We start from the raw sequence: 20,110 nt of genomic DNA on the forward strand, positions 1-20,110 counted from the left end.
GAACGTCCTTGAGCCAGCCAAAGCCGTAGTAAACGATGCCGGCAAGGATGACCATTCCGGAAACGGTCATCAGGAAGGAAATCATGCGCTGGCTCAAGCTGTCCTCGTGCACGTGCGGAATGCCACGGATGTCGGCCTTCATCGCTTCCAGGTGCACGATGTAGAACAACGCGATGTAGGAGATCAGCGCCGGCAGGATGGCGTGCTTGAGCACCTGCGTGTAGGGAATGCCGACGTACTCGACCATCAGGAAAGCCGCAGCGCCCATCACCGGCGGCATGATCTGACCGTCGACCGAAGCCGCGAACCTCGACGGCGGCGGCCTTGTCAGGACGATAGCCGACCCGCTTCATGAGCGGGAATGGTGAAAGTTCCGGTGGTCACGACATTGGCGATCGACGACCCGGAAATCAGCCCGGTGCATGCCGAAGCAACGACTGCCGCCTTGGCCGGACCACCACGCGGTGACCGAGCAGCGAGATGGCCGACTTGATGAAATAGTTGCCGGCACCGGCGGTTTCCAGAAGGGCCCGAACAACACAAGAGGAAGATGAAGCCCGATGAAACACCCAGCCACGCCAAAGACGCCTTCGGTGGCTCAACCACAGGTGCGACATGCCTTGGCCGAGAGACGCTCCCTTGGGGGCGATAAGGTCCGGCATGTGCGACCGAGAAAAATGTAGCCAATGAAGATCGCCGCCAGAATCACCATCGGCAGGGCCCAGCGCGCGCCGTGCCGCTTCGAGGCAGCAGGATTATGCCGGCGACCGAGGCGACCAGGTCGAGCGTCGTCGGCTGACCGGGTCGCGTGGACAACTCGGAGTAGAAGACGAAAAGATACGAGGCGCAGAAAACGCCGACCAGGGCCAGCACCCAGTCCACAGGCGGCACATAGGCCCGCGGTGAGCTCTTGAAGGCAGGGTAGGCGAGATAAGCGAGAAAGATGGCAAAAGCCAGATGGACCGAACGCGACTCGGTGTCATTGAGCACCAGGATGCCCAGCGAATACGGCAGCGGCGAAGCGATCCAGAGTTGGAACAGCGACCAGGCCAGGGCCGTAAACATGATCAGTTTGGCGACCGCGCCAGTCGGCTTGCGACCACCGGTGTCTGCTTTCGGCAACCAGTTGTTTGAGTTGCTCGTCCGTCAGGACGGCCTCGGTTTCTTTTTCAGCCATGTGCTCAATCTCCGCAGACTTCAAAGTAAGACGGCCCCGTCGGGGCCGTCGGCGGGGCTACCGGGAACGGCTGACAATAACTACTCGACTGCGCGCCGCTCCCGCATGCTTCCGACCGCGTTACATCCAGCCCTTCTCCTTGTAGTACTTCACAGCGCCGTCGTGCAGGGGTGCGGCCAGGCCATTCTTGATCATTTCCTTCGGATCGAGGTGCGCGAAAGCCGGATGCAGCTTCTTGAAGTCGTCCAGGTTGTCGAAGACCGCTTTTACCATCGCATAGACCACGTCATTGGAAACCTTCGACGACGAGACAAAGGCCGCAACCACGCCGAAGGTGTTCGTCGGGTTCGGGTTGTGCGCGTACATTCCACCCGGGATGCTCACCGCCGCGTAGTAGGGATAGGTCTTGACCAGTTTGTCGACTGCCGGTCCGATGATATTGATCAGTTGTGCGTGGCAGGTGGTGGTCGGGTCCTGGATATTCGCCGACGGGTTGCCGACGACGTAGGCGAAGCCGTCGATCTTGTTGTCGCACAGCGCTGCGCCGTGTTCATCGGCCTTCATCTCGGACACCAGAGAGAAGTCGCTGGTTTTCATGCCCAACGCGGGCAGCAGGATATCCATGGTCGCGCGCTGTCCGGAACCCGGATTGCCGATGTTGAAGCGCTTGCCCTTGAAGTCGAGCAGCGATACGACCTTGGCGTCCTCGCGGGCGAGCACGACCAGCGGCTCGGGATGAATCGAGAAGACCGAACGCAAGTCGCCAAAGGCTGCCCCCTTGAACTGGTTTTCTCCCTTCAGCGCGTTGTACGCCACGTCGGACTGAGCAACGCCAAAGTCAAGCTCACCGGCCTTGATGGTATTGACGTTATAGACCGAGCCGCCGGTACTTTCGACCGAGCAGCGAATGCCGTGCGTCGCCCTTTCCTTGTTCATCAGGCGGCAGATCGCGCCGCCCGCCGCGTAGTACACGCCGGTCACGCCACCCGTACCGATGGTGACGAACTTCTGTTGGGCGAACGCCGTTGGGCTGGCGACGCTGGCGGCAATGGCAAGGGCTGCGGCAAAGAACGGTAAGTTTGTTCAAAGTTGTCTCCTTCAATATGTTAAGCGACGGGAACGAGGCATCCCGCGACCAGGCAGGGTGGCAGTGTGATTATGGGAAAGTGAGAAAAACTTCGCCACCACCGCATCAACTCAGCGCCACTTTTTGAGCAGTCATCCGTCAGTCATGCCCGCTCCAGTCGGCACGCTGGCTGACATCAATCTACCGAAACATAGCGCCTCGTGCAAGCGACGAAAAGCAACGCGCTACGACTCTACACACAAAACGCGCTCACGCCCGGACCAATTCCAGGCAAATATTTGCTACCAATGCAGCGCCGCAGTCATTCCTTGAGCATCCTGTGCACCGCAGCCAGATGCTCCACTTCGTTATGGCACATCCCCTGAAAAGCAGCGCAAATGTCGAGAAAGTCTTTTAACTCCATGCGTTGCGCCATTTTCATCAATCGCTTGCTAAGGCGCAGCGCCTTCGGCGGTTGCGCCGCGATGCGCGCAGCGAGATCGAGCGCCGCAGGCAGCAAGCGCTCCGGCTCGACGACGTCAAGCACGATCCCCAGCGCCTTGGCCTCCTCGGCGCCGACCAGGCGTCCGGTCAGCGTCAGCTCGAAAGCTTGCTGGTAGCCAATCAGCCGCTGCATGAACCAGGCACCGCCGTCGCCGGGAATAATGCCCAAATTGAGAAAAGTCTCGCCGAACTTGGCCCGCCGCGACGCCAGGCGGATATCGGCCATGTGGCCAGATCGAAGCCAGCGCCGATCGCCGCACCGTTCACCGCCGCAATGATCGGAATCTCGACCTCGCTCAGCGCCAACGGGATGCGCTGGATGCCACGCCGATAGCGCTGCGCGACTTCGGCCACATCGCCCGCGAAATCACCACTGCGTTTGGCCATGTCCTTGACGTTGCCACCGGCCGAGAAAGCGGCGCCAGCACCGGTAATCACCAGCACGACACCTCGTCGCAGCGGTTTGGACCCATGTCAGCAACGCGGACGATTGTCATCGAGCAGCTGCGTTCGGTAAGGGCGTTGCGGACGTCGTAGCGATTGAGGGTGAGAAGAAGCGCCACACGGCCGTCGGACTTCGAGAGCGGCATCGGTGACTTGCGGGATGCTCATGACGACATCTCCTTTGGCGCGACTGCTTCGCGGCTGACGATTATCCGAGCATCAACGATCGCATAACCATCGCTCAGGGCGATGACCGGGTTGAGGTCCAGTTCGACCAGTTCCGGATAAGCCTCGACGATGCTCGACACTTTCAGCAGCAAGTCGACCAGCGCCGCCTTGTCGACGGCCGCTTCGCCGCGCGCGCCGGCAAGAATCTTGCGCGACTTGATCTGTTCGAGCATTGACGACGCGTCATGCGGCGACAGCGGAATGGCACGAAAAGCAACATCCTCGAGGATCTCGACGAAAATGCCGCCCAGCCCGAACATCAATACCGGCCCGAAAATGGGATCGCGAATGACACCAATGATGACCTCGACCCCCCTTGCGCGCCATCGGCGTCAGCAGCACGCCCTTGATCACCGCCTGCGGATCGTAGGCCCGGCTGGCGGCCATGATCTCGTCGAAAGCGCTGCGCATGCCGGCTTCGCCGCGCACATTGAGCTTGACGCCACCGGCATCCGACTTGTGCAGGATATCCTTGGAAACCACCTTCATGGCCAGCGGCTGATCGCCGAAGCGCGCCGCAAACTGGCCAGATCGTCAGGCGAACTGGCCAGCAGCTCTTCCGGTACGGCAAGGCCGTGCGCGCGCAGCAGGTTCTTGGCTTCGAATTCGAAGAGGTCGCGGCCCTCGCTCCGAGCAGTGGCAAAAGCGAGCTGCCCTTGGCGGCTGGGCAGCACCGTCGGCAGGCTTTTCTGGCCGCTGCTCGCCGCCAGATAAATGCCGCGTTCGCCCAGGGCTGCCAGGACGCGCACGGCGTGTTCAATCGAACTGTAGACCGGCACACCGGCTTCGTGCAGTCGGCGCAAGGCCGGCGGATTGACCGGCGCGTAGAGGCTATAGACGATCAGCGGTTTAGCGCAGTTGCGCGCCAGTTCGATCATCGCTTCGGCGCCACGCATTTCGCTGCCGAGCAGGTCTTCAGCAAAACGCGTGTAATAGCCACCGAACATGCCGACCAGGAAAATGCTGTCGACATTGTCGTCCTCGGCGACGATTTCCAGGCAATCGGCGAGCAGTGCCGGGTTGGCGTCGCTACTGCCGGCGACGTCCACAGGATTGACCAGCGAGGCCTGCGGGAAAAGGATTTCGCCGAGGCGTCTTTGCGTTGCCGCGCTCAGCTCGGCCAGCTCAAGTCCGGCTTCGGCGAGGCGATCGCAGGCGATGGTCGCCTGACCGCCACCGTCGGCGACGACCACCACGCGCTTGCCACCCGCCTTCTGCAACAGCCCCAGACCTTCGGCGACCGGCAGAATTTCGTCCGAATGCTGCACCACGCTGACGCCGACCTGACGCAGGACGTCGACCGTCATCGCATAGCTGCCGGCCAGGGCGCCGGTGTGCGAACTGGCCGCCTTCCGACCCGCCGCTGTTGATCCGGACTTATACACCACCACCGGTTTCAGCACCGTGATTTCGCGCGCCGCGTCAAGGAAGCGACGCCCGTCACGAAAGCCTTCGACGTATAGCGTCGCGACAAGCGTCTGCGAATCTTCGCCAAGGTAGCGCAGATAATCATTGAAGCCAATATCGGCCTGGTTACCCGGCCCGGCGTAGGTGCTGAAGCCAACGTGACCGTTGCGCTCGGCTTCCAGCACCAGCGACAACAGCATGTTGCCCGATTGCGAGATGAGGCCGATACCGCCGGCCTTGACATTGCTCAGCGCCAGCAGGTTCAGCTTCTTGTGCAGGTTGAACATCCCGAGGTGTTCGGGCCAATGACCCGTACGCCGCTCTGGCGTGCGGCAGCCAGCATTTCCTGCTCCAGCTGTATACCTTCCGGGCGGCCCGTCTCGCGAAAGCCGCTGGCCAGGATCACCGCCCCCTTGACCCCCTTCTTGCCGCATTCGACCAGCAAAGCCGGAACCGAGGAAGCCGGCGTGCAAATCAGCGCCAGATCGGCGGTGCCCGGAATGTCTGCCAGAGACGGGTAGGCCTTGACGCCAAGAACCCAATCCACCCGCGGATTGATGGGGTAGATTTTGCCCGCGTAGCCGTCCTTGATCAGCCCGACCATGGCCTTGTAGCCACGCTTGGTGGGATCGGTCGAGGCGCCGATGATGGCGATCGAGTCGGGGGGCGAGAAAATCGTGCAGCGGGCTGCGCGTGCTTGCCGGTTCGGTAGTCGTCATCTCAGCAGCCCTTGAAGACCGGCAGGCGCTTTTCGGCGAAGGCGTCGATGCCCTCCCGCCAGTCATGCGTGCTGCCGACGAAGGTCATTCCCTCGAGCTCGGCGGTCAGTGCGGCGTCGAGCGTACGTTCCGCAGCCATGTTCAGCTGTTCCTTGGCCAGTTGCATCGACAAGGGCGCCTTGCCGGCGATCCGCGCTGCGAATTCACGCGCCGCGTCGAGAAAGCCGGCGTCGGGCAGGACGCGATTGGCCAGGCCGATGCGTACCGCCTCTTCGCCCTTGATTCGTTCGCCGAGAAAGACCAGTTCGCGCGCCTTCGCGAGCCCGACCAGGCGCGGCAGCAGATAAGTGACGCCACCGCCGAGAAACGTGCCGATACTCACCTCGGGCAGGCCGATCTGCGCGCTCTCGGCCATCACAATGAAGTCCGAAGCGATCGCCATTTCGGCACCGGCGCCGAGCGCAAAACCATTGACCGCGGCAACGACCGGCTTCGACAACAACAGCAGCCGCTTGCAGACTCGCTGCTCGCCCAGCAGATACTGGCGTCGCTCGAAGGCCGTTCGGCCCGCCTTATGGGCCTTGAGGTCAGCGCCAACGCAGAAGGCCCGGCCCTCGCCGGTCAACAGCACCACCCGTACGTCGCGGTCGGCTTCGGCGACGCCAAGCGCGGCGTTGACTTCGTCGTAGAGTTGCTGCGTGACCGCGTTGAGCCGCTCGGGTCGGTTCAAACGGATTTCTGCGATCCCGTCGGCCGATCGATAAATGATCGTTTCGCTCTGCATCTCTAGCGCTCCTCTTCTCTCGGTAAGTGAACGAGTCGGCGCGACCCGAAGAGCGGCGAGCCGCGCCGCCGGCCGCTCTCAGGTCGGCAATTCCTGAATCGACGACGGTGATACCTCGAGCACCGCCAGCGCGTGCTCGGTAAACACGCGCAGGCCAAGTTCGGGCCGGTAGCCGTGAATCTCCTTGACGTCCAGAGCGCGCATGAAGGTAATGATTTCCTGACTGATCACCTGTCCCGGGACCAGAATCGGAAAACCTGGCGGGTACGGGATGACAAAAGTGGTCGACACCAGCTGCCGTCCGGCGGCGAGTTCCTTCTCGATGGCCCGACCGGCGATCGGCACGTATTCGCACTTGCTCTCGTCGTAAGCGAGGAAGAACGCCGAGCGGATGTCGCCCTCCGGCGTGCCTTCGCCCGAACTCAGGCGGAACGAATCGTGAAAGCAGCTGAAATCGGGCAGCGGCGGCAGATCCTCGCGCAAGGCCTTGACCTGGCGCGTGAAGATCTTGCGCTCGACGCTGCTGGCGTCGTCGAGGCGGTCATCCAGATCGCGCGCGATCTTGACCAGGACCTCGATCAGATAGGCCACCGACGAGCGCGTGGTGCCGATGTTGGTCATGAACAGCACCGTGTTGCGCGAGGTCTTGTTGATCTGGATACCGTGCTTGTTCATCAGGATTTCGTTCTTGAAGGTGTCTCCGTCCCAGCCCGAACCCGCCACCGACAGCGTGATCCGCGTCGCATCGAGGACGAATTCGTCCTCGCTCCAGGCGGCCATGATGTCGCTCCAGCCATGCTCCGGATCCCAGTAGCTCTTGATCCCCGACTTGCGATACTCGTCCGGAATCATTTCGGCAACGGTGAGGACGTGAAAATACTTGCTGATCAGCGGGTGGGTATTGATCACCTTGCGCAGCGACATCGCCTGCTCGACCTGGCGCTGGATGAACTCGAAGCCCTCGAGCTCGACCTGCCGCCGGCCGATATCCAGCGAAGCAATGATTTGATAGTTCGGCGAAGTGGAGGTGTGCGTCATGTAGGCCTCGTGGAAGGCCTGCTCGACTTCGTCCTTGAAGTCCTGATCGTGCACGTGGATCATCGACCCCTGACGCAGCGCGGTCAGCGTCTTGTGCGTCGATTGACAAGCGTAGGCACGCACCCGCACCTGCTCCGGGTCTGGCATCAGCCGAGTTTTGAGCAGCGTTTCGTCATCGGCACCGGCCATTTTTTCCTGGTACTCGGCGTAGGCCGCACGGTACTCGGGCGAACGGTAACGCTCGCGCAGCAGGCCGGCGCAGTACATCGCCGTGCGCCGGCGGTAGGCGGGACCAAAACGGGCAAAGGCAAACCACGCCTCGTCCCACAGGAAGACCAGATCGGGCTTGATCGCCAGGCATTCCTCCATCACCCGCTCGACGTTGTAGACCACGCCATCGAACGTGCAGTTGGTCAGCAGCAACATGCGCACCCGGTCGAGTTTGCCTGCCGCCCGCAATTCCAACAGGCGGTGCTTGATTTCCTTGATCGGCACGGCGCCGTACATCGAGTAAGCGTTGAGCGGGTAGCTGTCGAGATAAACGACCTGCGCGCCGGCCAGGACCATGCCGTAGTGGTGTGACTTGTGGCAGTCGCGATCGACCAGCACGATGTCGCCCGGGCGGACGATCGCCTGCACGACGATCTTGTTGCAGGTCGAGGTGCCGTTGGTGGCGAAAAAAGTCTGTTTCGAGCCGAAGGCGCGGGCGGCCATCTCCTGCGCTTTCTTGATCGGACCGTGCGGCTCGAGCAGACTGTCGAGGCCGCCCGAGGTGGCCGAGGTTTCTGCCAGGAAGATGTTCATCCCGTAGAAGTCGCCCATGTCCTTGATCCAGTGCGAGGCGGTAATCGACTTGCCGCGACTGATCGGCATGGCGTGAAAGACTCCGGTGGGGATGCGCGCGTACTGCGTCAGGGCGTTGAAGAAGGGCGCCTCGAAGCGCTCCGAAACGCCGCGCAGGATGTTCAGGTGCAGGTCCAGGTGGTCTTCCTGATTGTAGAAGACCCGCCGGCAGTTGCCGAGCTTGGTACCGGCTATCTCTTCGACCGACTGATCGGTGAACAGGTAGACGTCGAGTTCGGGACGAAGCTTGGCAATCATTCGGCACAGTTCGGGACCGTACTCCTTGGGTTCCACCTCTTCCAGAACCGCCTCTTCGAGGCGCGAAAGATAGCGATGCAGGAGTTCCAGCGTCTGTTCCGACTCGCGCTTCAGGTCGTTGCGAATAACCACCGCCTGCACGTTGTGGTTGAACATCACGCCGATCAGGGCATCGGTGAGGCTGGGTACGAACACCGGTTCATAGAGGAAGGGGTCTTCGGGGCGGCGCAGCGAACGCAGGGTGCGACGCAGATTCTCTTCCTGCATCGCCGAAAACTTGTCTACGAACAAGACCTCGAAGTAGAGCACATCCTTGGTCGCATTTTCGGTGGACTCGTCGTCCGGGCTGCCCTCGGTCAACTCCTCGACGTCGTGGTGATGCGGATTGCGTCGATAGCTGTTGCTCAGCAGCGCGTGACAGATGTTGCGCACGGTAATGGCCAGCACGTCAAAGCGACCCAGGGTGACCAGTTCGCCGAGCCGGCCGAAAGTGTCGTGCCCCGGGAAAGCCCAGTAGAGTTCGATCGGACGCAAGGCGTCGATCAACTCGACCACTTTTCGCTCGGCTTCGTTGCGCCGACGATCCGAGTTGCTCTGGACGAGTTGCTCGCAGGCGATTTTCAAGGCACTCCAGCGGTCGGTGCGCAGTTGCAGCGCGCTGTAATATTCACCCAGCGACTTCTTGCTCTTGCTTTCTGTCTTCATTGCTTGTCTCCTCACGCCGGTCAATGCCTGGCGTATCGTTAGGCGGTGGTGGGGGAACTGCCAAACTCGATGAGCCGCGCGCCAACCGTGAAATCGGCAAACGACTGTGACCAGCTATGGCCTGGCCAGAGAAAATCGGCACGCCCTTCGCCCGGCCAGTAGGCGGCCGAGTAGAGCGTGCCAAGACCACGGGCAAAAGCGTTCGAGTAGATCGGCGCTTGCAGGAAAGCGGCGATCAGCGCCTCGCTGGTGATCGCGCTGTCGTCCAGCATCAGCCGCAGCAAACGCAGGCGCTCGACCGTCGACGTGGCACGCGCATGTTGCTGCCACTCGACCTTCTGCTGGTGGTTGGTCGCCGCCGCAATGCGCTGGATATCGCCGTTCTTGCCCGGCGCCATATAGACCGTCGCAAAGTCGCCGTGCCGATCAAGCACAGTCACGTTGTAGCTCATGTGCACCGGCACCCGCGCCAAAGCGGCAGTCGCCGCAGCCGTTCGGCTGCAGGTTTCCAGGACGTAGCGCAGGACCAGCGGCACGCCGAATCCTTCGCCGACGTCCAGGCGGCCGCCAAACGACAGGGATACCGCCAGGCCGTCGTCGTTGATGCCGTCGAGCAAACCCCATACGCAGTCGCTGACGCCGATCACCTGGCGCCCGTTCCAGGCGGTCTTCAGGATCACGCCTTCGCACAACTGCGCCGGATAGTCGTAGTTGCGCAGCAGTAGCGGCTGCGCACCGGGCCAGGCGACCTGCGAACACGCGGTGACATACGGCGGCGGACAGAACAGCGACAGGAAGCGGGCCTCCAGATCGCCGCCACCAGCGAGCTCGGCCAGCCTTTCGTAGGTCGGCAGCAGCTCGGGCATGTGCTTTTTCAGCGCCCGAACGCAAGGAAGGTAGTAGGGGCGCGCCGTATTGCCGGCTTGCAGGTACCAGCGGCGATACGACGGCCAGAACTCCGCAAACAGCGCTTGCCAGATGGCGCCCGGTCGTGCCTCCTCGATGGCCCGGAAGAGCAGCGACTGGGTCTGAATGAGCGCCATCCAGCTCGGCCGATGCTCAGAGGATCTTGAACGCGCCGGCCGACGGCGCCGGTTCCTGAATGCCGGTATCCAGCGGCCGGCCCTTGTAGAAGCTCTGAATGCCGCGGATCCAGTTCTCCGCCCGCGGGTTGAGCTTGAACTCCTCGGTCATCGAACGGCCACGGGTGATCAGAATCCCCAGATCGGCTCCTTCATAGCGGTAGTCACCGGGGCCGGTGATGCGCAGCCAGAACGCCTCGTGCTCACCTTCGACCGCCAGGCGGTGATAATCGAAGCGGTGATAGCTGACCTTGCCGGCGTCGTCCATGCGGTAGATCCCGGATTGTGGCGCCTGCTCGACGACATCCACCTCCTTGTCCGTGTACTTCATCACCAGTTGGCTCCAGCTGTCGATGTACTTCGGATTCTTCCAGCGTTCGTTCATCGCCGCCACGTCGAGCTTGAAGTCCGCACCGCTGAACTCGAGCAGGTGGAAGAAGAACAGCGGCGCGTCGGCATAGGAGAAAGCGGCGTGGTTGGTCATCGGGCTGGCACCGCAGACGCGCGGATTGAGTTCACCGAGATAAACCTCCTCGCTGTCCTGATCAACCAGAAAATCGAGATCGAAGTAGCCGCGATAACCTTCCTCGAGCAGCTGGTTGCCGAAGGTATAGGCGTAGTCGCGCGCGGTGATTCGTGCCTTTTCGGGAAAGGCGCCCGGAAAGACCTCGTTGCCGCACCAGCCACCCTTGTACGGCGTCAACTCCTTGGCGCCGACGATTTCGGTCAACAGCGGTCCGACCACGGTGCCGCAACGGGTGACGCAAGCTTCGAGCGTGCCGCCGCGGCAGTTGATCCGCTTCATTACCTTGACCTCGGGATCCTTGACGATCTCGTCGGCGTACTTTTTCCACTCTTCTTCGTTCGAAATAAAGAAAGTGGTGTGACCCGAGTCGCCAAAAGCCGACTGAATCACCAGGTCGCTACCCAGGCCGTTTTCCTCGGTCAGCTTGATCAGCTGTTGGTAGCTTTCGACCTTCGCCAGCACGTTCGGCACCGACGGCACACCGGCCTTGTTGCCGATGCGTACCGTTTCCATCTTGTTGTCGCAGCGCGTGCGCAGGGAGGCCGGCGGAAACCACAGCTCGATGCCCAGATCCTTGCACAACTCCTCGGTCTTCTCGTCGAACATCAGGAACACGGCGACCGGATCGCCGCCGCGCCCCTTGATGTAATCGATGACTTCCTTGTTCTGCAACAGATAGTTGTTGATGTCCTCGATGCCTTCGAACTCCGGATGCGGCTGCTCCTTGGGAACGAAGACGTTCGGATGGCGACCGTCGTAGCAATCGATATAGTTGATGTGCTTGAAGTGTGGCACCCTTTCGTCCATGCCTGCCAGGTTGAAGTTGGTGGCACTGATGAAGTAGATGGGACGCTTGTTGCGGTGGAAAAACAGGCGCAAGTCGGACATGCTGGTGATTGTTGACAACGGGGCTTGAGTCATTTCTTGTCTCCTCTGAGGTAGTGTATTTTTCTGAGGTGCTGCTTTGTTGCGGCGCTGCTGTAGCGCAAAAATCCCGAATCCGAGAAGGGAGCCGATGAGCAGCCCGACAATAATCAAACCGGTACTCACCAGGCCACCCGCTTTCGCCCGCTAACGGTCATGGAGGTCATGACCGCCCCCCCTCTTCTCCCAGCCCATCGGCCGCAGGTGGCGAAGGGAGTTCCGTGCGTCGCGGGCGCGACCTTCACCTTAATCAAGCGACTCATGGACCAGCAAAGTACGGTGCTGGGTTCTCCGTCTCTGCGGCCGCGACGTCGATGTTCGTCTTCAGATCGGCCACCTTGACGTGCAATCCGTCCGGCCCGGCAACTACGCCGGCCGGCAGGGCAACAGGCTCTGAACGTGTTCCACGCGTCGGCTTGATCAGAGGACCCAGGCTATTCAGATAGTCCCCCGCATGGCCAAGATGTTTCTGGTACACCGGAAACTCGATCGGTCGGTCACGGAAACTCTTCAGCGTTTGCCCGAGGCCACGAATGCCCACCTCGCGCTCTCGACGAACACGCGATATATCGATTTCCACCGGCATGATTTCTTCGCCACCGCCGGCCTCATGGATGACGTAGCCGGAAGGGCCAACAATGATCGAACGGCCGGTGCCGCAGTCGCCCACACCATTCACATCGAAAAAATAGCACTGATTGATGGTTGCATTGGCGCGGGCGATTGGTAGCTCGACATCGCGGTCAATGGTGTCGGTCATGGTCGGATGGAGAATGCATTCCGCCCCCATCGAGACCAGCGTGCGGGTCGTTTCGGGAAACCACATGTCGTAGCAGATGGAGACACCGAAACGCCCGATGTTGGGGACGTCAAACACACAGAAATCGGTTCCGGGCTTGATACCCATTTCGTAAGGCAGAAAGGGGAACATCTTGCGGTAACGGGCGATCACCGTTCCGTTTGGATCGATCACCGGCGTGGTGTTGTAGATGTCATCGCCAATGCGTTCGAACATCGACCCGGGCAGCAACCAAAGGCCGTGCTTGGCGGCCATCTGGCAAAAAATCTGCTCGGCCGGCCCGCCGGTCGGCTGGGCGTGATAAGGCGCCGGCCCGAAGGCAGCCAGCTCGCTGAAGACGACCATCTGCACCCATGGAAAACGGGCCATGACGACATCCAGCTTGTGCCCCATCGCGGTGATGTTCTCACGCTCCATCGAGATGTTCATCTGGATACCGGCAATTGAAAAAGGAATCATGAAATGGGCTCTCCTGCCGCTTTAGGGGTGTATCGGTACAAAAATTTGTCGAATTGACAGCGAACTCCGGGGTAGCGAACTCAACCGGATCACCGCTGGCGGCAAGTGGCCGATGCGCAGCTCCTGAGCAATCCGGATTGCCGGCATGCCGCACTGTCGGACAGGCATTCCGACAGCGTCGCCAACTCAGGCGCCAATCGCCTGCAGTGAGGCCTCGATGATATCCAGGCCTTCGTCCAGAAGCGCCTCGGAAATGGTCAGCGGAATCATTACGCGCAGTACATTACCGTGCGATCCGCACAACAGCAACAGCAGGCCACGTTTCGCCGCTTCGTTCTTGAGCGCCGTGGCCAAGTCTGCAGCCGCTTGCTGCGGATCACCGTGGCGACAGAACTCGACCGCCGTCATCGCGCCGAGGCCACGCACGTCGGCAATGCTCGCATACTTCGCCTTCATCGCCGTGAAGCGAGTACGCATGCGCTCACCGAGGGCCATCGAACGACTGCAGAGCTGTTCTTCCTCGACAATGTCGAGCACCGCCAGCGCACCGGCGACGGCAATCGGACTGCCGGCGTAGGTGGAACCGAGACCGCCGACTTCTGCCGCATCCATGATCTCGGCTTTGCCGACGATGGCGGCAACCGGCAGGCCACCACCAAGACCCTTGGCCAGGGTAATGATGTCCGGCTCGACGTCGTAGTGTTCGCTGGCAAACAGCTTGCCGCAACGGGCAATGCCCGACTGCACTTCGTCGGCAACCAGCAGGATCCCGTGCTTGTCGCACAAGGTCCGCAAGCGCCGCAGGAAACCGAGCGGTGCGGGCAGATAGCCGCCCTCGCCTTGTACCGGTTCGATAACGATGGCGCCGACATCGCTGGCTTCGATGCTGTAGGCGAAGAGACGTTCGATGGCGGTGATGGAGTCGTCTTCCGAGACGCCGTGCAGGGCATTCGGGAACGGCACGTGGAAGATGCCGCCAGGGAAGGGTCCGAACTTGACCTTGTACGGAGCCACCTTGCCGGTCAGCGCCAGACCGAACATGGTCCGACCATGGAAGCCGCCGCCGAAAGCGATGACGCCGCTCCGTCCGGTAGCCGCGCGGGCGATCTTCACCGCGTTCTCAACCGCTTCGGCGCCGGTATTGACCAGAAAGGATTTCTTCGGCGTGCTGCCCGGGGCAGCGGCATTAAGCCGCTCGCACAGCTCGACGTAGGACTCGTAGGCGACCACCTGGAAGCAGGTGTGCGTGAACGCCTCCAGTTGTTCGCGTGCCGCAGCGATCAGCCGCGGATGGCAGTGTCCGGTATTGACCACCGCGATACCGGCGCAGAAATCGATCCAGCGACGCCCCTCGACGTCCCAGATCTCGGCGCTCCGGGCACGTTCCGCGAACAGCGCGTGCGCCTGGCCGACACCTCTCGGCAAGGCTGCCTGGCGTCGGGCCATCAGCTCGGCGTTGGTTTGGGTGCTCGTCTTTTCGTTCGCTGCCGTCATTTCCTTCTCCTCTTCAATTCGCCCGCAGGCGCAGTTAAGGCGATTTCTGTCAAACCACCTACCATCTTGCTTGTCTTTTCGCCCGTCTTCTGTGTTGCGACAACAGTTACATAGTTCGACTATGCGCCTGTTGTCGCGCCTTGAAGTCGACCGAAAATCCGGCGCAATCTGGTACGTTCTTTTCCGGCAATCGCCTAATACCGCCAATGCAAACGTGCCTGATTTCCAGGTAGTCCTCGCTGCCGCAGGATTCCAGAGCACTCGAAACACGCATGCCAGGCGCCAGATTCTCGGTAGTGAATCAGGGCGATTGCCGAAAAGACGTGCGGCGGACGAAAAGACCGGCAAGACGGGTTGTCCCTTGACAGAAATCACCTAGGACGCCAGACCATACTCGGTATCGGTGGCCATGGCCACCGCTTCAGCCTCGGTCTTGAGCGCAAAAAGCGGCGCCACCGGGGCGAATACTTGCTCGCCTGCGCTGCCCATTGCGGAGGTCAGAGATTGACTGTACGCCCCAAAACGGTGCACTATCGAACCAATTGCCTGATAATTTCTGATACCAATTCTGCCCGCCCTCATCAACGAATCCATGCAGGCGCTCACCGATGGACAAGTCGCTGCACATAGAGCTCATTCGTGATCGATTCGAGAGCGAGCCGCGGGGATCGCGGACGCAAGCCGCCCTGCACCTTGTCCTGCGGCGCTTGATTCTCGACGGCGAATTACCTGCTGGCAGCCCGCTGCCGCCAACCCGACGCCTGGCCAGCGAACTCGGCGTCAGCCGCAGCACCCTGGTCAGGGTCTACGAGCAAATGCTCGTCGAAGGCTATCTGCAGAGTCGCGGCGGCTCAGGCACGCTGGTGTCGGAAGCGCTGCCCGCGGCCTTGCCCGGCTCCGCGCGCCGGACGCACCCGGCCACCAATCACTCGACGCAGGGCAGTCTGGCGACGAGTTTGTCGCGGCGCGGTCGCGAGATCGCGCAGCACGCCACCAGCAGCCGCATCCAGGGCGGCGCCTTCCTACCGGGAGCGCCCGACGTCGGTCTGTTTCCCTTCGCCACCTGGCGGCGCCTGCTGGCGAAGAACATTCGCTTCGAACAGCGCCACCTCGCGCGCTACAGCCACGGCGGCTACGGGCCCTTGAAGGCGGCGCTCGCCGACTACCTGCGTGCATCACGCCGGATGAGCTGTTCGCCACGGCAAATCCTGATCCTCAACGGCTCGCACCAGGCCATCGACCTCTGCACACGCATGCTTTGTGACCACGGCGATCATGCCTGGATGGAGGACCCCGGCTACTGGGGTGCGAGCAACGTCCTGCGCGCCAATGGCCTGCAGATCGCGCCGATCCCGGTCGACGACGAAGGCCTCTCGCTACCGCCGCCGGGTGCGCCAGCAGCACCGCGCCTGATCTTCGTCTCCCCCTCGAGCCAGTACCCGACCGGGGTCGTGATGTCCCTCAGTCGCCGCATGCAGCTTCTCGAACTGGCCGAAACGAACAATGCCTGGGTAATCGAGGATGACTACGACAACGAAATTCGCTATCACCCCTACACCATCGGCTCGCTATTCGGTCAAGCGCGTTCGCAGCGCGTGATCTATCTCGGCACTTTCAGCAAGACCATGTTCCCCGGTTTGCGCCTCGCCTATCTGGTCGTCCCCGAACAACTCGCCGAAGCCTTCGCTGTCGGCAACGCCGAGCTTTACCGGGAAGGGCGCATGATCGAACAGGCCGCACTCGCCGAGTTCATCGACGCCGGCCACCTCGGCGCGCACCTGAAACGGGTGCGCAGCATCTATCAGGAACGCCGCAACGTGCTGCGCCGCGCCATCGAATCGCGGCTCGGCGACCTGGTGAGCACCACCGGAGGTCTGGCCGGCTTGCATCTTCCCTACTTCTTCACCCAGCCTCTCGACGATGTCGCACTGTCCAACGAGATGCTCGAAGCCGGCATCATCGTGCGACCGCTGTCCATGTACTACGCCGACGCTGCGAACTGCCGCTCCGGGATGGTCCTCGGCTTTGCCGCGATCGACGCCCAGACCATCGAGACCGCCGCCGCGCTGTTGTGCCGCGTGGTCGAGCGACGCTGCCGGCACGAAGAGGCTTTCGTCCACACGTAGCCGGCAATGCCAGCGATGCGTCCAGCTGAACATTTCCCGATGAATCGGGCGACAGCGGCTGAACAGAAGCACCGCAAGCGCTCCGAGCAAGGCTGCTGCTCCGACAACCGCCCGACAGGTAGCGGAATCCAGCTCCCGACTTGCCAGCCATCCCGTTCTGGCGTCTAATCCACAGGCTTCGCCGCGCGCGCGATCGACGCTTGCGAACGCCGCGCGCGTGCGCTGCCGGGCTCAATCGTGGCGGTGTACGCGGGCGAATTGACAGAGGAACACGACATGTTTGCGCCGGAATGGTGGCACTGGCTGGTACTCGGACTGCTCCTGACGATGGCCGAACTCGCCATTGTCTCGTTTTTCGTGGTCTGGTTCGGGATCGCAGCGGCCCTGGTCGGCTTGATCCTGCTGGCCGCGCCAGCCCTGGCGCTACCGCCCCCCGCGCTGCCGACCCAGCTCCTCCTCTGGGCGGGCCTCTCGGCCATGCTCGTGGGAATCTGGTTTCGCTACCTGCGGCCACGAACGATGACCACGGTCGGCACTTCGGCGGCAACGGTGGCCGGCGAAGTCGGCATCCTGGTCGCCGCCCTGACCCCCGATAGCCGCGGCCAGGTGCGTTTCCAGAAGCCGATCCTCGGCGCCGATGTCTGGGAGGCGTATTCCGACACGGCAATCGCCGCTGGCGAAAGAGTTCGCGTCGTCGCCGTCAACGGCAGCTATATCAAAGTGGAGAAAGCAAGATGAGCAACCTGATGAATGGCATGACCATCGTATCCCTGGTCATCCTCCTGTTCGTGGTGGTGACCGTCGCCAACGGCGTACGCATCATTCCCCAGGGCGAAGAGTGGATCGTGCAGCGCCTTGGCAAATACCGCACAACGCTGCTCCCCGGGCTGCGCTTCATCATTCCCTACGTTGACAACATCTCCTACAAGGTAACCACCAAGGACATCATTCTCGATGTCCAGGAGCAGGAGGTCATCACCCGCGACAACGCGGTGATCGTGGTCAATGCGATCTCGTTCATCAAGGTCACCGACCCGGTCAAAGCCGTCTACGGTGTCGAGGATTATTCGGAAGCGATTCGCAACATGATCATGACCACGCTACGTTCGATCGTCGGCGACATGGAACTCGACGAAGCGCTGTCCTCACGCGACATGATCAAGGCGCGCCTGAAGGCCGGCGTCGCCGACGAGGCGCTGGACTGGGGACTGACCGTCAAGTCGGTCGAGATCCAGGACATCAAGCCCTCGCAATCGATGCAGCGGGCGATGGAACTGCAGGCGTCGGCCGAACGCGAGCGCAAGGCGATGGTCACCCGTGCCGAAGGCGAAAAGCAGTCGATGATCCTCAGCGCCGAAGCGCGCCTGGAATCGGCCAAGCGTGACGCCGTGGCACAGATCACCCTTGCCGAAGCGTCGGCGCAGGCGATCAAGAAAGTCAACGCCGCCTTTGGCGACAACGAACTGCCGATGCTCTACCTGCTCGGCGAGAAGTACATCACCAGCATCACCAAGCTCGCCGAATCCGAGAACGCCAAAGTCGTGCTCCTGCCCGCCGATCTGCAAAGTACGCTGCGCGGCCTCTTCCAGCGCGTCAACAAGACCGGACAAGCCTGATTTGTTCCCCAAGGAGTGATGTCATGAGCGCAGGCTGGATCGTTTTTGGAATCTGTGTGGTATTCGTGATCAGCGGCGCGCTGCCGCTGATCAGCAAACGGGGCGGCGGCAGCACGCCGCCGATACCGCGCAAGGAAACGCTGCACGACTGGCGCAACGAAAAGAAGTAGAGAAATAGGCTTCGGCCTGCCAATCAAGCTCGGTCAAGCGCAGTCAAGCGCAGCCCACCGCAGCCCACCGAAGTCAACCAATCTCCGGGCTGTCCATCCGCCGCGCCGAGACCACCGGCCAACCCTTGCCGCCCAGCTTGAGGCGCCCCGCGAGCTCCTCCGCCTGATCGACCAGGTTCGTCCGCCGCGAACGGATTCCCGGCCAGGCCAGGGGGTCAAGCCCAAAACCGAGGCCATAGGGATTGCCGCGCAAGGTCCCATAGATTTCCATGCGCAGCGTCGGGCGCAGCGACGGCGTGCGCGCATGAAAACCATGGGTATCGGCAACGACCAGCGTATTGGCGGGTACAACGACCTTCAGCGCCGGCCCGAGGCCAAGCCGTCCGAGGTCCTCAGGCGGCATGCGAAACGAGCCGCGCGCGTGATATACGTTCTCCGAATGCGCCGCTTTTAGCGACTCCTCGTACTCCCAGGCGCGCATGGCATCGGTCAGGCGATGCGATCCGGGCACGTAGGAAAAAGGGCCGTCATCCTCGCCGACATCCTGCAGGAAGAGCCAGGCCTTGGCGATGGCATGGAAGGTATCGCGGTGCAGCACGGTCTGCGGATCCTGGTTGCCGCGGGCGGGATCGACGATGATCGTCTGCAGATACAGCAGCGGGACCGCGTCGTGGGCGCCGACATAACGCATCAGTTGATCGATGCGCGGATCGTTGGCCGCCGCCACACAAGCGGGCAAATTTGCCGCATCGACGCTATCGAGTGCGACCCGGCGGGTGACCGCAGGCCCCTGCCGCATCTCGCGTGCCGCGGCGACATGCGCCGGCGCCTCGGCCTGTAGCCGCGCAAACAGCTCGGCCGGCAGGAAGTCGCGCTTGACCACGAAGCCGTCACGCGCGTAGGCATCGCGCTCCTCGGCGGCCAGCACTTTTCCCAGCTGTCGGCGCCGCGCCCAGGCGCTACGGTCGGCCAAGTCCACACGCTGCCGGTGCAGCCCCCGTTCGTTGAGCCAGTGCGAGCCGATCAGCGGATTGGCAACGAAGGACTTGGTCTTGCCCGCCAGGGCCAGCGCGTGCAGCGGCAGCTTCAGGAGGTCGAGCGCTCGCATCAGCGACTCCCTGGCCGCAAGGCCCGCGGCGCGGCAGGCCGCCCAACACGGCCGTCGCACAAGCACAGCCAGCGTTGATCGCTCCCGGCTCTCCGCAGCGGAGCGGTCCGCCGAGCGGCTAGCTGGCGCATGCCAGGCCGACCGCTTCCCGGATCGCCGACAGGACGCCCTCCTCCCCGGAGTGCTGGCTGACGGACAAGGCCGGCACCGCCGGCCAGCCGCTGTCAACCCATTCCAGCCCGGCAAACTGGCGTACGCCCTGGTATCGAGGGATGACGTGGAAGTGCACCTGCTTGTCGACCATCATCAGCATCAGGTAATTGATGACGTCGTAGGCGAAGACACATTTGAGCGCCCTTTCCAGCTGCGCGACGAGCACCGCCAACTCGGCCATTTCCGCGCCGCTGACGTCCGAGAAACTGGCCGCGTAGCGATTCAGGGACAAGATCCCGGCGCCCACTGTCGCCTGCGCCGGCCTGAGCGACCACGACCAGGCCGGCGTGCTCGCGATGAGCAGTTCCTCAACGCGAAACTTGGCGCGAAAATCGGCCAGCAGCTGCGCTTCATCCAGGTCCATGTCTGTTCTCCAACCGAGTCGAAAGAAAAGGCGCCCGTGGGCAAGTTCAACAAGGT

General features: G+C 62.1%; 12 protein-coding genes and 5 pseudogenes. 4 read left to right on the forward strand and 13 right to left on the reverse strand.

Annotated features, from left to right (window positions below; genetic code table 11):
* From QZ648_RS15840 to QZ648_RS15890, 11 genes and pseudogenes are all read right to left on the reverse strand, one after another.
* Positions 1 to 1,122: pseudogene (locus tag QZ648_RS15840) on the reverse strand (TRAP transporter fused permease subunit); the annotation flags it as partial.
* Between the two features lie 175 nt (positions 1,123 to 1,297).
* Positions 1,298 to 2,239 (reverse strand): annotated as a pseudogene (locus QZ648_RS15845) (TAXI family TRAP transporter solute-binding subunit); the annotation flags it as partial.
* Positions 2,240 to 2,565: 326 nt separating this feature from the next.
* A pseudogene (locus tag QZ648_RS15850) lies at positions 2,566 to 3,359 on the reverse strand (enoyl-CoA hydratase-related protein).
* Positions 3,356 to 5,545: pseudogene (locus tag QZ648_RS15855) on the reverse strand (acetate--CoA ligase family protein). Before QZ648_RS15855 ends, QZ648_RS15850 begins: the two co-directional pseudogenes overlap by 4 nt.
* A 1-nt stretch (position 5,546) precedes the next feature.
* Positions 5,547 to 6,329, reverse strand: coding sequence for an enoyl-CoA hydratase/isomerase family protein (locus QZ648_RS15860; RefSeq protein WP_291997633.1), 783 nt, complete (start codon positions 6,327 to 6,329; stop codon positions 5,547 to 5,549).
* Positions 6,330 to 6,407: 78 nt separating this feature from the next.
* Positions 6,408 to 9,173: an aminotransferase class I/II-fold pyridoxal phosphate-dependent enzyme gene (locus QZ648_RS15865; protein ID WP_291997634.1), complete on the reverse strand. Its 2,766-nt coding sequence runs from the start codon at positions 9,171 to 9,173 to the stop codon at positions 6,408 to 6,410.
* Between the two features lie 38 nt (positions 9,174 to 9,211).
* Positions 9,212 to 10,216 carry a C45 family peptidase gene (locus QZ648_RS15870; RefSeq protein ID WP_169067119.1) on the reverse strand — a complete coding sequence of 335 codons (1,005 nt, stop codon included), beginning with the start codon at positions 10,214 to 10,216 and terminating at the stop codon, positions 9,212 to 9,214.
* A gap of 16 nt (positions 10,217 to 10,232) precedes the next feature.
* Positions 10,233 to 11,702 (reverse strand): biotin carboxylase, encoded by a 1,470-nt coding sequence (locus QZ648_RS15875; protein ID WP_291997635.1) that lies wholly within the window; start codon positions 11,700 to 11,702, stop codon positions 10,233 to 10,235.
* A 262-nt stretch (positions 11,703 to 11,964) separates the two neighbouring features.
* Positions 11,965 to 12,963, reverse strand: a complete 999-nt coding sequence (locus QZ648_RS15880; protein WP_169067121.1) for a carbon-nitrogen hydrolase family protein — start codon at positions 12,961 to 12,963, stop codon at positions 11,965 to 11,967.
* A gap of 186 nt (positions 12,964 to 13,149) precedes the next feature.
* On the reverse strand, positions 13,150 to 14,457 hold the full coding sequence (gene gabT, locus QZ648_RS15885; protein WP_291997636.1) for a 4-aminobutyrate--2-oxoglutarate transaminase: 1,308 nt from the start codon (positions 14,455 to 14,457) through the stop codon (positions 13,150 to 13,152).
* Between the two features lie 384 nt (positions 14,458 to 14,841).
* Positions 14,842 to 14,955 (reverse strand): annotated as a pseudogene (locus tag QZ648_RS15890) (aldehyde dehydrogenase family protein); the annotation flags it as partial.
* A gap of 110 nt (positions 14,956 to 15,065) precedes the next feature.
* Between QZ648_RS15890 and QZ648_RS15895 the strand changes: the two are divergent.
* The 4 genes from QZ648_RS15895 to QZ648_RS15910 all read left to right on the forward strand — a co-directional run bounded on the left by QZ648_RS15895 (position 15,066) and on the right by QZ648_RS15910 (position 18,369).
* Positions 15,066 to 16,583 (forward strand): PLP-dependent aminotransferase family protein, encoded by a 1,518-nt coding sequence (locus QZ648_RS15895; RefSeq protein WP_291997637.1) that lies wholly within the window; start codon positions 15,066 to 15,068, stop codon positions 16,581 to 16,583.
* A 276-nt stretch (positions 16,584 to 16,859) separates the two neighbouring features.
* Positions 16,860 to 17,321, forward strand: a complete 462-nt coding sequence (locus tag QZ648_RS15900; RefSeq protein WP_169067125.1) for an NfeD family protein — start codon at positions 16,860 to 16,862, stop codon at positions 17,319 to 17,321.
* Positions 17,322 to 17,329: 8 nt separating this feature from the next.
* On the forward strand, positions 17,330 to 18,199 hold the full coding sequence (locus QZ648_RS15905; protein WP_169067143.1) for an SPFH domain-containing protein: 870 nt from the start codon (positions 17,330 to 17,332) through the stop codon (positions 18,197 to 18,199).
* 23 nt (positions 18,200 to 18,222) lie between these two features.
* Positions 18,223 to 18,369 carry a hypothetical protein gene (locus tag QZ648_RS15910; protein ID WP_291997638.1) on the forward strand — a complete coding sequence of 49 codons (147 nt, stop codon included), beginning with the start codon at positions 18,223 to 18,225 and terminating at the stop codon, positions 18,367 to 18,369.
* Between the two features lie 73 nt (positions 18,370 to 18,442).
* Here QZ648_RS15910 and QZ648_RS15915 read toward each other — a convergent pair whose 3' ends face one another.
* On the reverse strand, positions 18,443 to 19,477 hold the full coding sequence (locus tag QZ648_RS15915) for a phytanoyl-CoA dioxygenase family protein (RefSeq protein WP_291997639.1): 1,035 nt from the start codon (positions 19,475 to 19,477) through the stop codon (positions 18,443 to 18,445).
* Between the two features lie 118 nt (positions 19,478 to 19,595).
* On the reverse strand, positions 19,596 to 20,054 hold the full coding sequence (locus tag QZ648_RS15920) for an HIT family protein (protein WP_291997640.1): 459 nt from the start codon (positions 20,052 to 20,054) through the stop codon (positions 19,596 to 19,598).
* Positions 20,055 to 20,110: the final 56 nt, after the last annotated feature.

The sequence above is a fragment of the Candidatus Accumulibacter sp. ACC012 genome (assembly GCF_907163155.1).
In the GTDB taxonomy this organism is placed as follows: Bacteria; Pseudomonadota; Gammaproteobacteria; order Burkholderiales; family Rhodocyclaceae; genus Accumulibacter; species Accumulibacter delftensis.

What these genes read in the sequence shown, in the direction of transcription:
- QZ648_RS15915 (WP_291997639.1), bottom strand. Translation starts at nt 19,477, where the DNA reads ATGCGAGCGCTCGACCTCCTGAAGCTGCCGCTGCACGCGCTGGCCCTG.
- QZ648_RS15880 (WP_169067121.1), bottom strand. Translation starts at nt 12,963, where the DNA reads ATGATTCCTTTTTCAATTGCCGGTATCCAGATGAACATCTCGATGGAG.
- QZ648_RS15910 (WP_291997638.1), top strand. Translation starts at nt 18,223, where the DNA reads ATGAGCGCAGGCTGGATCGTTTTTGGAATCTGTGTGGTATTCGTGATC.
- QZ648_RS15875 (WP_291997635.1), bottom strand. Translation starts at nt 11,702, where the DNA reads ATGACTCAAGCCCCGTTGTCAACAATCACCAGCATGTCCGACTTGCGC.
- QZ648_RS15900 (WP_169067125.1), top strand. Translation starts at nt 16,860, where the DNA reads ATGTTTGCGCCGGAATGGTGGCACTGGCTGGTACTCGGACTGCTCCTG.
- gabT (WP_291997636.1), bottom strand. Translation starts at nt 14,457, where the DNA reads ATGACGGCAGCGAACGAAAAGACGAGCACCCAAACCAACGCCGAGCTG.
- QZ648_RS15905 (WP_169067143.1), top strand. Translation starts at nt 17,330, where the DNA reads ATGAATGGCATGACCATCGTATCCCTGGTCATCCTCCTGTTCGTGGTG.
- QZ648_RS15860 (WP_291997633.1), bottom strand. Translation starts at nt 6,329, where the DNA reads ATGCAGAGCGAAACGATCATTTATCGATCGGCCGACGGGATCGCAGAA.
- QZ648_RS15895 (WP_291997637.1), top strand. Translation starts at nt 15,066, where the DNA reads ATGGACAAGTCGCTGCACATAGAGCTCATTCGTGATCGATTCGAGAGC.
- QZ648_RS15870 (WP_169067119.1), bottom strand. Translation starts at nt 10,216, where the DNA reads ATGGCGCTCATTCAGACCCAGTCGCTGCTCTTCCGGGCCATCGAGGAG.
- QZ648_RS15920 (WP_291997640.1), bottom strand. Translation starts at nt 20,054, where the DNA reads ATGGACCTGGATGAAGCGCAGCTGCTGGCCGATTTTCGCGCCAAGTTT.
- QZ648_RS15865 (WP_291997634.1), bottom strand. Translation starts at nt 9,173, where the DNA reads ATGAAGACAGAAAGCAAGAGCAAGAAGTCGCTGGGTGAATATTACAGC.